The following is a 13,111-nucleotide window of genomic DNA, read 5'->3' on the forward strand; positions in this document are numbered from 1 at the left end:
CAATTAATGTTTTATTTAATTCACATAGGTATGTTACAGGAACATTACAAACCTATCACCAACTGTAACATAGTTGAAATTTTTTGGGTATCCCCGCATCTAAAAAGTCATAAAGTTTTACGTTCTCCCGCTTGGCAACGCAGTCTCAGGGATTGACGTCCCAGCTCTGTTTCTCTTCCAACACGCGCGCATACACCGCTTTGGTGTTCTCTGCGTTCTGTTCCCATGTTAATTTCCGTGACGCCTCTAATGCTTGTTTGCCCATGGTGTCTATGAACGATTCATCTTCAATGAGAATTTTGCGTAGCGCGCGAGTGATACTGTCCACATCTTGTGACTGGGCCAACAACCCTGTGCGCCCGTCTTGCAGGATTTCCCGAATGCCGCCGACATCGGTGGCAACCATCGCCCGCCCGCATCCCATCGTTTCCAATAAAATCGAAGGCAAGCCTTCACTCAAGCTGGTTAACGCCACCACATCCGCACTGTTGATCCACACCGGGATCTCCTCGTACGGCTTTCGACCTAAAAAGGTGACGCGTCCCTGCAATCCCAACTGCTCCACTTGTCGTTCCAATTCTGCGCGAAGTGGCCCTTCACCGATCAGATTCAAGCTCACTTCTTCACATTCAGCGGCAATTGTTCCAAACGCCTCCAACAGATAAGGAATCCCTTTCACCTGATACAGGTTGCCGACAAACAACACCTGCTTTCCAGACAACGGCAAACCCAATGTTTTTCGCGCAGCGCCTTTCTCCATCGGCTGGAATCGGCTAGGGTCAAATCCGTTGTAGATGGTAGCCACCTTCGCATCCGGAACCATCCGGATCACTTCTTGCCGCGCCCGTTCACTCACCGTGATGACAAAATCATTGCCACGGAGCGCCTGCTCGGTCCGCTCATACACACGCCGGCTCCGTTTGGGATAAAGCATCACGTCCGATCCGTGAACAGTGCTTACCACCGGCACGCCAAACGCTTGTTTCAGCAGACTTCCCGCATAACCATCGGGATAAATGGTGTGGCAATGGATCAACTCAAACGGAAACTCTTCATAAATGGATGGCAAAACCTTCCGCAACGCATTTACATATAGGTTGCCGTATTGAGAAAAGAAAAACCCACCCGGAAACATCCGTGTCGGGACATAGTAGACGGGAATGTCATCCAACTCCGTGCGCGCGGGCAATTGGCGGTAACCTCGCCATTTGCGATAAAGCGGAAAGTGCGGAATCGGCACAACTACACGCACATCCATTCCCGCCTGTTTCAACGCCTTTGTTTGATTGTGCACAAAAATGCCAGCCATTGGATTAACTTGATTTGGATACATGTGGGAAACCACCAGTACGCGGGTGCCCATCGTGATCACATCCTTTGCAGCGTGGGTAGGATTTTTTTCCTGCCAAACAACGCAGATAGATTGCACGAAAACGGTCGATAATAAGGACATCCATCATTCAGGAGAGATCTTTTATGAGAAGACAAAAAATGGCCAGTGACGCTTATAATTCCATGTTGGGCATTTTTAACGGGTTGCTGATCAGCTTGCCCGTATGGGGAGTGCTTTATTTTCTGTGGCGCATGTTGCACCTATGGAGTTGGTAGGTAACACGAGGCGGAAGGTCCCGCTCATGGGGACCTTCCGCCGCTATGTATTCGCTTATGAGATGGCGAACATCAATTCCCCTTCCGCCACTACTTTGTCTCCCACGCGCGCAATGCCTTTGCCTTTGCCCATGCTACCTCTTAAGCGGATCATTTCCACTTCAAGAGTGAGCGTGTCGCCCGGCTTCACTTGCTCGCGGAAACGGACTTTGTCAATGCCCGCGAAAAAGGCCAATTTCCCTTTGTTTTCTTCTAAGCCAAGCACGATGACCGCACCTACCTGCGCCAAGGCTTCGATGATCAACACACCCGGCATGACTGGGTAATCCGGGAAATGTCCTTGGAAAAAAGGTTCGTTCACTGTCACGTTTTTGATTCCCACCGCGCGCTTGCCCGGCTCCCACTCCACGATGCGATCCACCAATAAGAATGGGTAACGGTGGGGAATAATCTCTTGAATCTGTTTCACATCACATTTCATGGTTTGCTTCTCCCTTCACTATTCCGGTGACCATTTGTCCTCATTATAGCGAAACGTATGGTAAAAAACTATGTTGACATAAGAACGAAATCAGGACGGATTCATGACAATCCCTAGCCACTGCCAGATTGCGGTGTTTCCCGCTCATATATGTAAAACAGCCGCAACAGGGCTTGTCCCCCGCAACGGCTGCACATTCACAATGATTCCATGCACGATTGCCAAGAAAGATTATTACAGGACAGGTTCCATCTCCATCTCTCGTTCAGCCACTCGCTCCACGGCACGGGCTACTTCCACATGCACCTTGGGATCAAGCGGATGGGGAACCAATTCTCCGGATGCGGTGCAATCGGCGATCGCCTGCGCAGCGGCCACCAACATGGAGTGGGTAATTTCTTTCGCTCCGGCATTTAGCACTCCGCGGAAAATACCCGGGAAGCCCAACACGTTGTTGACGGAACGCCCATCTGCTGCAAAGGCGGCTCCCGCTTTAACCGCTTCTGCTGGTGTGATTTCCGGTTTCGGGTTGGACAGAGCCAGAATCACTTGCCCCTTGCGAACCATCTCCGGCTTGATCAAGCCTGGCACCCCTGTCGTGGCAATAATGATGTCACAATGCTCCATCAACTCCTCGATGGATTGAAGCGCTGTGCCACCGTAACGTCGCAACCGCTCTAGCGCCGCCTCTTGACGGTCAACACCGCACATCTCTTTGACACCGTAGGCCATAAACATCCGGCAAATCGCCAGCCCAGCTGCACCCAAGCCGATCTGTCCCACGACGGCATCTTTCAAGTCAACACCCGTTGAGCGGCAAGCAGAGATCACCGCAGCCAGTGTCACCACTGCCGTACCATGTTGGTCGTCATGCATGACAGGAATCGGCAACTCCTCTTTAAGCCGTTCTTCAATTTCAAAGCAATGCGGCGAGCCGATGTCTTCCAACAGAATCCCGCCGAATCCTTGATAAATTTTTTTAATGGTGTTCACCACTTCATCCGGATCGCTGGTATTTAACAGGATCGGAATCCCGCTGATGCCCGCAAATCGGTCAAACAAAGCCGCTTTTCCTTCCATGACCGGCATGCCGGCCAATGAACCGATATTCCCCAAGCCCAAGATCGCGGTTCCATCGGTGACGATGGCCACCGTGTTGCCGATGCTTGTATAATAACGGGCCTTATCCGGATCATCCTGAATCACCCGGCACACATCCGCCACTCCCGGCGTGTACACGCGACGCAAATCGGCGAGCGAACGAATATCCATCCGGCTTTTCATCTGGATTTTTCCGCCTTCATGGGCACGAAGTACGTCATCAGACACGGCATGGACGTAGATTCCGTTTTCCAATGATTGAATCGATTGAATCACTGCATCTAATTGCTCTTTGCTCTCACAATGAACGGTAATGTCCCGGACAGTGGACAAGGGGCCGACTTTAATGGTGGTAATGTCCCCGATATCCCCGCCAGCCATTCCGATAGCAGTTGCCACTTTCCCAAGATTCCCCGGTTTGGACGGGGTTTCCACAATAATGGTTCGTATGATGTTTCGTACTGTCATCTGCGCACCCCCTAAATGTTAATCATACAAAATCTCAATTAATAAAAAAAGAATCGGTCTATTTTTACCGATTCTTTCCGCACTCATTCGCGAGGTACCACCCGCAATTGGAACAGATAGATTAATGACGTGATATAGGACAAGATAATAACAGACCAGAGGAAGACATGCGCTTGGGTATAATCCAGCATGAGCATAAATAAAGCAAGATAAAACAGCACCGTCGTCAGTTTGCCGAAAAAATTCGCTGGCAATGTCTTTTTTCCTTGAAGGTGAAAGATCGCCGAGTAGACGATCATCGCCACATCCCGCAAGAATATGGCTGCGGCCTCACCCAGGCTGATTTTGCCTGAAATGAGCAAGGACAAAAAGACCGCCAGCATCATCAGCTTATCCGCAAGAGGGTCCAACATGATCCCCAGCTGGGTGATTTGTTGCGTCTTGCGTGCCAAGTAACCGTCCACCACATCCGTCAAACCTGCGAGAAGGATGATCCCAAGTGCCCAATACATGCGCCCAGCCATATCGGAGAAGTACACGGCCAAATACAGCGGTATCAAAAAAAACCGCGCCAAGGTTAATAAATTGGGCAAATTCAATTCTGGGTCCCTCCTCACGCCATCAGATAAATGCAAAATCCCCGCCCCACACTTGCAAACGGGTTACGTTTTAAAGATCAATTTGTAGATATGCTGCCACATATCCATATCAAAAACGTCGCCAGCCGGTTGTTTGCCGATCACCGCGTGACCTACAATCAACCCGATAATCAAGGCCGCCAGCAACGAAACAGGCAACCAAACGATTTTTACAACTTTCTTCCAAGCCGGACGCGCGTCGGCCTCATCCTGTCCCTTAACCTCTTCTGTATATTTCCCACGTTTCTCCTCTTTTGAAACATGTTCCGTCGATTTGGAAGCAGCCTCTTGGCCTGATTCATCGGCCTTGGCAATGTCTTCGGAGAAATCAACGGTATAGGCGGGTTGTTTATACTGAATCTCTGGCTCTTTATCGGCTTCGTCAACCGGAGTCAAGGAGTATTCTTTAAAATCGATGGGAGTCAGTGTGTCTTCTAGAGAAAGGTTGCGTTCAGCTTGATTGGGGGCCGGGGATTGGTCGGCCTGAACCGGTTCGTCCAATGCAGATTGACCTTCTTGCCCAGCGGCAACAGATTTTTGAGCAAGCGGAAGAACCGATGATTGTTTATTGTCCGGACTCTGATAGTCTTGTTCTCTGTCGACGGCACCGCTCTTATCCAAATTAAGATGGGTGTCTTGCACCAATTCATCTTCTTTGCTCCACTTCAGCATCCCCACTGGCAAGGTGTCTTTTTTGGCGCTTTTGGTGAGTTTTGGGCTTTCTTGCTCTTTGGGTTCTGGCTGCTGAGTTGCTTCGGTCAACGAGCTTTTTGCCTCTTCCTGCTGTGCGGGATGAACTTGATCCCGCTTGTTGTTGTCTTGGTTTTTATCTGCGTAACTCATCTGCATTCCTCTCCAAAGGCTTACTTCTCCAATTTGTTTGAAAAAAAAGCTCGTCCAATATAAAAGGCTTTAGTTATGTCTGTCACTATTCATAATTGAATATATCGTAACTATGAACATAAGTCTATACTTACACCGTATAGACGCGGGTCTGTTTCGTTTACAAAAAATAGCACCGGAAGAAGGGTGTAAACGGGGTGTGTATCACTTATACAAAGGATATTATGTCATGCTACCGGTGCCACAACCCGAATAAAATTTAAACTTTCATTGAAACTTCTTGGCATTCTGGTTGCGATCGCCGCTTGTACTTAATTTTTGTCGCTTCCCCTCCTCTTATGTGTCTGATCGACTTATGGTATTCCAGTATCTCTTTCACCTGGTTGGCCAATTCGGGATTGATCTCAGGCAAGCGCTCCGTTAAATCTTTATGGACTGTGCTTTTTGACACGCCGAACTCTTTGGCGATCGTCCTTACAGTGTTTCGTGTTTCCACAAAATAATTACCGATTTTAATGGTACGCTCCTTTATATAATCATGCACCCGCCCCGCGCCCCCTTTCGTCATGATTTGCTACATTATATTGGAAGGCACGTTCGGTTATTCTTTGCAAACAAGCCTGGACAAGAATAAACAAGCTTTTTTTTTGGATAAACTATGACAAGATCGCGAAGCCGCGCATAATCCTGTCATGGACAAATGGAATTGCCCACAACGAGTAAAAAGGCACTCTCCATCAAGAAGAGTGCCTGTCTCGGATTATTGTTTCGTTTGCGGCAAATATTGGGCCGGATTGACTGCCTGTTGGTCGCGTCCGCGAACCTCAAAGTGCAAGTGAACGCCAGCTTCTTTTTCAAACAAGTTGCGTCCGGCCTTGCCGATCACTTGGCCCTTTTTCACTATTTGCCCTTGTTTGACCCGAATGTCGTCCAAACTTTGGTAAACAGTGGAAATACCGCTTTCATGCTTAATTTCTATTTGATGACCCAACACGGGATGTTCTTCGACGCGGATGACTTTTCCTTCCAGCGCCGCTACTACTTCAAAGCTTTTTCCATCTTTGCGAGCGAAGTCGATTCCAGCATGGGGCCAGAAAGCATTGGCGTAATCAACCAAAGCTGCTTCCCGATCTTTGTTGGATTTGGCTTCATCATAAAAATCCATGGTTTTGACAGCGCCTGAATTTTTGGCCGTAGGCAACACCATATCATCATCGGTTGGGTTGGTCGGCATTTTTTCTTTTGGCAAGGAGGCGGGGATCGGCTTGTTCGTCTCCGTCACGCGGCTCCCATGCTCTTGGTACAGCCAAGCAATGGTTAGAATCAGTGCTGCCGTCACTAGATAAATTGCCGGGAAAAACCACTTCTTCGCAAAAAGTTTTTTCCACTTCAACCGTTTTTGGGCTTGTTCAAGAGATGTCACTGTTTTATTTGGTTCCTCAGGTCTCATGCTTGTATCACCTCAGGTACCATTCTCGACGGTTTATTTCCTTTTTATACCCAAGTTGGTAAATGTTTCGTCAATTTATAGGCGTCAAACGCGCATGCAAATCTTCGCGCACCGGACCCGCTTTAGACGAAAGAAGAAAGGAATGGTATCATGAAACCTTTCATGCCAGATCTCGTATACTTTGAACCCGACGCACTCAAATACCCGTTGGGCCAGGAATTGCACGAGAAGTTCAGCGCACTCGGCACCCCCGTCAAAATCACCCCGTCCCACAATCGCATCACCGACCTTCCCGGATCAACCGAGCTGGAAAAATACCGCATCGCCAAACGCACCTTGGTTGTTGGTATCCGCAAAACGCTGAAGTTTGAACCCTCCAAGCCGTCTGCGGAGTACGCAATCCCCCTGGCTACCGGATGCATGGGCCATTGCCATTATTGTTATCTGCAAACCACCCTTGGCAATCGCCCATATATCCGGGTCTACGTCAATTTGGACGAGATTTTCGCCCAAGCGCAAAAATACATCGACGAACGGGCACCGGAGATCACCCGCTTTGAAGCGGCCTGCACCTCAGATCCGGTGGGGATTGAGCATTTGACCGGATCGCTGAAAAAAGCCATTGAATTTATGGCTACCCAACCCATGGGCCGACTGCGCTTCGTTACCAAATTCGCTCACGTCGACTCCCTGTTAGATGCAGATCACCGCGGCCATACCCGGTTTCGCTTCAGCGTAAATGCCGACTATGTGATCAACCAAATGGAACCGGCCACCTCGCCGCTTTCCGACCGCATCGAAGCGGCTAAGAAAGTAGCTGCAGCCGGTTATCCACTCGGTTTTATTATCGCACCGATCATGATCTTCGACGGTTGGGAGGAACAATATGCCTCCCTGATCCGCCGGTTGGCAGAAGCCCTGCCTCCCGACCTGCCGGACTTAACTTTTGAATTGATTACCCACCGCTACACCGCGACCGCCAAACGCATCATCGAAGAGCGATATCCCAAAACAAAGCTGGCAATGAACGAGGAAGAACGCAAAAAGAAATGGGGACGATACGGACGAGTGAAATATGTGTATCCCGATGAACCCATGCGCGAAATAAAAGAAAAAATCCCCGCATGGTTGAAAACTTCTTTTCCGAACGCCGAAATCAGTTACATCACTTGATCGGCCAGAGCAGCAACCGCCTGTGCTTGGCGATGCTCAGTCCAAGCGCAGGCGGTTGATTTCCACCCCTTGGTAGTAATGCTTGATAATCTCATCCACCGACTTGCCCTGCGCGGCCATCAGGTTGGCGCCCCACTGGCTCATCCCTACGCCGTGCCCGTAACCTTTTGTGGTGATGATGACTTGACCATCCTTCATCTGCAATTGGAAGTCAGACGAAGGTAGGTTTAATGCTTCTCGCACTTCTCTGCCTTTAAACACTTCCCCGCCAATCCGTACCCGCTCAATCCTCGCACCTTGCGTCCGGCTGAGGACGGCAAACGACTGGTTGCTTGTGGTTTGCAATGCGGCAACAGCCAACCGTTTGCCGGTCGCTTGTTCCAGCTTGCTTAAAAACACATCCGGCTTCATGCTGACGCGGTTGATATACTTGGGTGACAATTGATCCCAGGAAGAGTCCACACTGCGCAAATAGGGGTACTTCTCCTTGAAATATTCTTCGGAGTTCTCCGTGCGGCCGTTGCTGGTGGAAAAAAAGGCCGCGTAGATCGGCTTGCCGCCGTAGGTGATAATCTGCCCCGCTGTGGCATGTACAGCTTCGGCCACTCTCCGTTTATTGTTGGGATAGTTGTAGCCCCATTTTTTGCGCAACACAGCGTCTGTCTCATACGCTTGGTGCTGTACCGTATCTGTCACATGGGCTCCGCTGGCTTTTTCACCCCATTCTTTGGCATCCAGCACTTGCCCTTTCATCAATCGGCCCACGATGTAGGTGCGTGCCGCCAATGCTTGGGCTTTTAAAGCTTCCGAATGGAATTGTGCCGGCATTTCGGCCGCCACCACCCCTTCAATATACGATTCCAAAGGTAGCTGAATCACTCGTTTTTCTTTGCTTAAATAAACACGAACCTGAAGCGAGTTTTGACTCGCCAGATCCGCCCCTTCCTTCCCCAGCTTGTCCCCCGCATCTGCTGTATCCGCTCCCACCCATGACACCAGCAGCGCGGGAATTCCCATGATCACGAGCAACAATCCTGCTATGCCGATGAGTATCCCTCTTGAACCCATAACCGTCATCCTTTCTCCCGTGATCTCTTGCCACGAGCCTGCAGCAATGAAAAATGCGTTTCTAGATCTCCCGCTCCAACAAGACTACGCTACCAATCTATGAAACAAAAACGGCTCTTTAGAACGAGATAACAGAAAACGATCGAAAAAGAAGCGGACACAAGCAACCATCCAGTAGAAACACCAGCTTCCACGGAAAACAAAACAAGCGGCATCCTTTGGGATGCCGCTTGTGCTGGCTTATCTTATGCAAATGTCTTTTGATGCACTGGACTTTCTTCCTCTTCCTCTACTTTCACGCGAGTGATATTTGCACCCAGCGCACGCAGTTTGCCTACAATATCGACATAGCCGCGGTCAACATGGTGCAACTCGGTCAATTCAGTCGTCCCTTCAGCCACCAAGCCAGCCAAGATCAGTGAAGCTCCCGCGCGCAAGTCGGTCGCTTTCACTTGGGCACCTGACAAGGGGTGACCCCCTTCAATGATCGCCGTGCGGCCGTCAATTTTGATCCGGGCATTCATCCGTTTAAATTCTTCCACGTGCATAAACCGGTTTTCAAACACCGTTTCCGTCAACAGGCTATTGCCGTCCGCAGTCAATAAGAGGGCCATCATCTGTGACTGAATGTCTGTTGGGAATCCGGGGTATGGCAACGTCTTCACATCCACCGGCTTCAATTTTCCTTCCGCGCGGACATGAATGCCATTCTCCCCATCCAGCACATGTACGCCCATTTCACGCAACTTGGCAATCAGTGGCACCAAGTGGTCGGAGATGGCTCCTTCCACAAACACTTCCCCGCGCGTAATCGCCGCCGCCACCATGTAGGTGCCCGCTTCAATCCGGTCAGGAATGACCGTGTATTCCGTTCCGCGCAAGAAGTCAACCCCATCAATGCGGATTTCGTCCGTTCCGGCGCCGCGCACCTTAGCGCCCATCGCATTGAGGAAGTTGGCCAAATCAACGATCTCCGGTTCACACGCTGCATTCTCAATCACTGTGCGACCTTCCGCCAAAGCGGCCGCCATCATGATGTTTTGCGTCGCTCCCACGCTCGGGAAATCAAGATAGATCGTCGCACCTCTCAACCGGTCGGTAACACGCCCTTCGATGTAGCCATGTCCCGTTTCAAACTGCACACCCATCGCCTCAAACCCTTTTAAATGCAGGTCGATCGGCCGGCTACCGATGGCACAACCGCCAGGCAGAGGAATGCGGGCATGCTTTTTCCGTGCCAACAAGGGCCCCATCACCAACACCGAAGCTCTCATTTTGCGCATCAATTCATAAGGCGCCTCCGTGGAGGCCACCTTCTCCGCGTTGATGGTGACTTGATCTTCTTTCAATTCGACTTTCACACCCAAGCACTTCATCATTTGGGTGATCGTTTTCACGTCCTCCAACATCGGGACGTCCAAAATGGTGATATCCCCACGTGAAGCCAGCAAAGATGCTGCGATCAGCGGAAGCACCGCGTTTTTCGCCCCATGCACCTTCACTCTACCTTTTAAGCGCGCTCCACCTTGAACAATGATCTTTTCCAAAACTCTTCCCCCCATTATTCTAGTATTCTATGGTTATGATGGGCGTTCCGATTGTCAGGACAACCGCGGGCCTTTCCGAATCCATCCGTGCGGCCACTTGCAGGTTCATCGAGCCGCGGCCCGTTTCAATACCCTCGGGCAACACGGGGGAGCGTGCGGAAAGGCTCACAGTGCGGTCTGTCCGCATCCCTTCCACTTCCCTCGCTCCCAACAGAGTCAGCACCTTTTGCGCATATTGCGCTAGCCCGGTCGTCACATGCAATGTTCTGCCTCGGATCGAAAAATGATAATCGGCAATAATTCCATATGATTGCAACAGTCTTGTACAACGTCTCTTCAGTGCTTGAAAGGATTGCGTCGGAACCCCTCGTCCCATCAATTGAAGTGACACGTATGGGGTAACATATTTATCTCCAAGTCTATCATGAATTACAATGAATTTGATTACTGTATTTCCATAGCGTTGATCGACAGCCGTGTATTTTACCCCATCTCGGCCGACGGTCTTGTGCACGTTCCCCGTACCTAGCCCATGCGATAAACGCTGTACCCAGTCTTCCAACTGCTGCGCTTGTATGGCTTGACGCAAGCGTCCCCCATGGTGCAGCATGAAAACTTCAGGTTGAACGTTCAGGGTGTGCAAAGCCGCTAGCAACCGCTGTTCTGGTTCGATCGGTTGCATCTGGGCCCCTTGCAACAACAGCGATAGCACAATGAGCAAGCCCCATTCGATACGGCGCAAATTTTTCATTTTCAACCTCTCCCACGAATTGGCATTATTTCCATTTTTCGCATTCGTGGCAAAGATTATACCTTCCGCTTCTATCGCAACAGGGTGCCCACCAACCGTGACCATCCGAGATAGTCGATCACAAACGATGCCAAACCGTGCCCCAGCACAATCGAAACCACTGAAAGCAACAGTCTGGCCTGCATCACCCGGTTGGGGCGAATGAGGACATCCCAACGGACTCCCGTCAGAATCCACCAGCAAAACACGATGCTACCGAGGGAGATGAGGATGTTCACCAATGATTCCATCGCCAGTTGCCCCACTCCATTCATTTTATGCACACCCCCAATCGCAGGTTCTGCACATGGTATCATGGTACAAAAAAACGTCCTGAATAGCAAAGAATTTTTTATTACAAGTCATCAACATTAAACCCCCCGCTCGCTTTTGGCAAACGGGGGGTTTCTTTTGCGGCCGCACCGTCACTGGGGTGCGCCGTTGGAGGCGATGGACAACACCGAAGTCCAATCCAATTCACCGATAAACGTCAAGAGCGGTTCGGGGAACAAACCCAAGCCGATCGTCCCACCCACTCCCAACAAGATTGCGATCGTAGCCAACCATGGCACCGGCACTTTTTGATCGGAGTAGGGAGGGCGAAAATACATTTGGCGTACAATACCAAAGTAATAGTAGTACGACACAATGGTCGTCAAGATCATCACCGCTGCCAACCATTCCTGATTGTTAAACAGCGTGCTGGTAATCAAATAAAACTTCCCGAAAAACCCAGCGGTCAACGGTAGCCCCGCCAAAGAAATCAGAAACAGGGTCATGGCTGCCGCCAACCACGGCGAACGGCGGGACAATCCTGCAAACGCGCTAATGCCTCCATGCCCCCGATCTTTGGTAACGAATTCGATCACTACAAATGCCCCAAAGGTCATAAACAGATACGCGACCAAATAGAACAGCATACTAGGGAACAGGTCAAAAGGCACCAAGCCAATCGTTGCAAACGGTACAACGAGGTAGCCAGCTTGGGCAATGCTGGAATAGGCCATTAACCGTTTGGCATTGGTCTGCCTCAAAGCAATCGTGTTACCCAAAATCATTGACAAAGCAGCAACGATCATCAACATCCACGAAACCACTTCCAGCCAGCTCGCGTCGGACATCAACGGGCTGTAAGCTACAAGGAGCACCCGGATGATAAAAGCGAATGCAGCGGTTTTGGACACGATGGCCAAAAAGGCGGCAATTGGCGTGGATGCCCCTTGGTACACATCGGGCGCCCACATATGAAATGGCGCAAAGGCAACCTTAAAACCAAATCCCACCATCATCAAGAAGAGGGACAAGTAAATAAACAAGTGCCCTGAACCGCCCATCCCTTCGGCGAAACGCTGGCTGATTTCAAACAGGTTCGTGCTACCTGCAAGGCCGTAGGCAAACGACATCCCATACAGGATGAACGCGCTGGAAACTCCCCCGAGCACCACGTATTTCCAAGCCGCTTCATTGGCTTCCCCCCGCTCTTTGCGGATGCCCACCAAGATGTAGGAGGAAAGGCTCAGGAGTTCCAATCCCACAAACAACGTGATCAAATCAGCGGAGGAAACCATCACCATTGCCCCAAGCAAGGCAGTAAGGAGCAAATAGTAGTATTCTCCTTCCCGCGACTTCCACTCTTCCTTCCCCGACGCCAGGGAAAACAGAAAGACCCCAGCGGTTCCAGCCAGCAAAATCGCTTTGAACATCAAGCTAAATGAATCAATGCGATAAGTATCAGCCAAAATCTGATATGGCTCATGCCCGAACGCCATCGCCACGAACACGCCAGCCAGCACGACCGCCGCTAAGCCGAACCAGCCAATCACTTTGCGCGAACGCGATTCCTTCAGCAACAAATCAATAATGGAAAGGAGGGCGGCGGCAGAGACAATCACCAACTCGGGCGCCATCACCCTCAGATCAAAATCGAGCAATATTTGTTCCACG

General features: G+C 50.4%; 14 protein-coding genes. 2 read left to right on the forward strand and 12 right to left on the reverse strand.

Annotated features, from left to right (window positions below; all coding sequences use genetic code 11):
* Positions 1-145: 145 nt before the first annotated feature.
* Complete coding sequence (locus tag EDC32_RS09390) at positions 146-1,363, reverse strand: glycosyltransferase family 4 protein (RefSeq protein ID WP_158283316.1); 1,218 nt, start codon at positions 1,361-1,363, stop codon at positions 146-148.
* Positions 1,364-1,476: 113 nt separating this feature from the next.
* Here EDC32_RS09390 and EDC32_RS16740 point away from each other — a divergent pair, with 113 nt between their 5' ends.
* Entirely contained in the window at positions 1,477-1,608 is a 132-nt protein-coding gene (locus EDC32_RS16740) for a hypothetical protein (RefSeq protein ID WP_022737411.1), read from the forward strand.
* Between the two features lie 55 nt (positions 1,609-1,663).
* Here EDC32_RS16740 and fabZ read toward each other — a convergent pair whose 3' ends face one another.
* The 6 genes from fabZ to EDC32_RS09420 form a co-directional block, all read right to left on the reverse strand.
* Positions 1,664-2,089: a 3-hydroxyacyl-ACP dehydratase FabZ gene (fabZ, locus tag EDC32_RS09395; RefSeq protein WP_054095791.1), complete on the reverse strand. Its 426-nt coding sequence runs from the start codon at positions 2,087-2,089 to the stop codon at positions 1,664-1,666.
* Between the two features lie 234 nt (positions 2,090-2,323).
* Complete coding sequence (locus EDC32_RS09400; RefSeq protein ID WP_054095792.1) at positions 2,324-3,658, reverse strand: NAD-dependent malic enzyme; 1,335 nt, start codon at positions 3,656-3,658, stop codon at positions 2,324-2,326.
* An 83-nt stretch (positions 3,659-3,741) separates the two neighbouring features.
* On the reverse strand, positions 3,742-4,257 hold the full coding sequence (locus EDC32_RS09405) for a CDP-alcohol phosphatidyltransferase family protein (protein ID WP_022737409.1): 516 nt from the start codon (positions 4,255-4,257) through the stop codon (positions 3,742-3,744).
* Between the two features lie 63 nt (positions 4,258-4,320).
* Complete coding sequence (locus EDC32_RS09410) at positions 4,321-5,139, reverse strand: DNA-directed RNA polymerase subunit beta (protein ID WP_158283317.1); 819 nt, start codon at positions 5,137-5,139, stop codon at positions 4,321-4,323.
* 259 nt (positions 5,140-5,398) lie between these two features.
* Positions 5,399-5,683 (reverse strand): sporulation transcriptional regulator SpoIIID, encoded by a 285-nt coding sequence (gene spoIIID, locus EDC32_RS09415; RefSeq protein ID WP_022737407.1) that lies wholly within the window; start codon positions 5,681-5,683, stop codon positions 5,399-5,401.
* 216 nt (positions 5,684-5,899) lie between these two features.
* Positions 5,900-6,589 (reverse strand): M23 family metallopeptidase, encoded by a 690-nt coding sequence (locus tag EDC32_RS09420; RefSeq protein ID WP_132221705.1) that lies wholly within the window; start codon positions 6,587-6,589, stop codon positions 5,900-5,902.
* 150 nt (positions 6,590-6,739) lie between these two features.
* Between EDC32_RS09420 and splB the strand changes: the two genes are divergently transcribed.
* On the forward strand, positions 6,740-7,762 hold the full coding sequence (gene splB / locus EDC32_RS09425) for a spore photoproduct lyase (protein WP_132221707.1): 1,023 nt from the start codon (positions 6,740-6,742) through the stop codon (positions 7,760-7,762).
* Between the two features lie 36 nt (positions 7,763-7,798).
* Here splB and spoIID read toward each other — a convergent pair whose 3' ends face one another.
* The 5 genes from spoIID to EDC32_RS09450 form a co-directional block, all read right to left on the reverse strand.
* Entirely contained in the window at positions 7,799-8,830 is a 1,032-nt protein-coding gene (spoIID, locus tag EDC32_RS09430; protein ID WP_132221709.1) for a stage II sporulation protein D, read from the reverse strand.
* Between the two features lie 245 nt (positions 8,831-9,075).
* Positions 9,076-10,377: a UDP-N-acetylglucosamine 1-carboxyvinyltransferase gene (murA, locus tag EDC32_RS09435; protein ID WP_132221711.1), complete on the reverse strand. Its 1,302-nt coding sequence runs from the start codon at positions 10,375-10,377 to the stop codon at positions 9,076-9,078.
* Between the two features lie 19 nt (positions 10,378-10,396).
* A complete protein-coding gene (locus EDC32_RS09440; RefSeq protein ID WP_158283318.1) occupies positions 10,397-11,128 on the reverse strand; it encodes a YwmB family TATA-box binding protein in 732 nt (243 codons plus the stop codon).
* A 71-nt stretch (positions 11,129-11,199) separates the two neighbouring features.
* The gene (locus EDC32_RS09445) at positions 11,200-11,442 is read right to left on the reverse strand and encodes a DUF1146 family protein (protein WP_022737401.1); all 243 of its coding nucleotides are present in this window, start codon (positions 11,440-11,442) and stop codon (positions 11,200-11,202) included.
* A gap of 150 nt (positions 11,443-11,592) precedes the next feature.
* Positions 11,593-13,110 carry an NADH-quinone oxidoreductase subunit N gene (locus EDC32_RS09450; protein ID WP_246026904.1) on the reverse strand — a complete coding sequence of 506 codons (1,518 nt, stop codon included), beginning with the start codon at positions 13,108-13,110 and terminating at the stop codon, positions 11,593-11,595.
* Between the last annotated feature and the right edge of the window lies 1 nt (position 13,111).

The sequence above is a fragment of the Laceyella sacchari genome (assembly GCF_004343255.1).
GTDB classification, from domain to species: domain Bacteria; phylum Bacillota; class Bacilli; order Thermoactinomycetales; family Thermoactinomycetaceae; genus Laceyella; species Laceyella sacchari.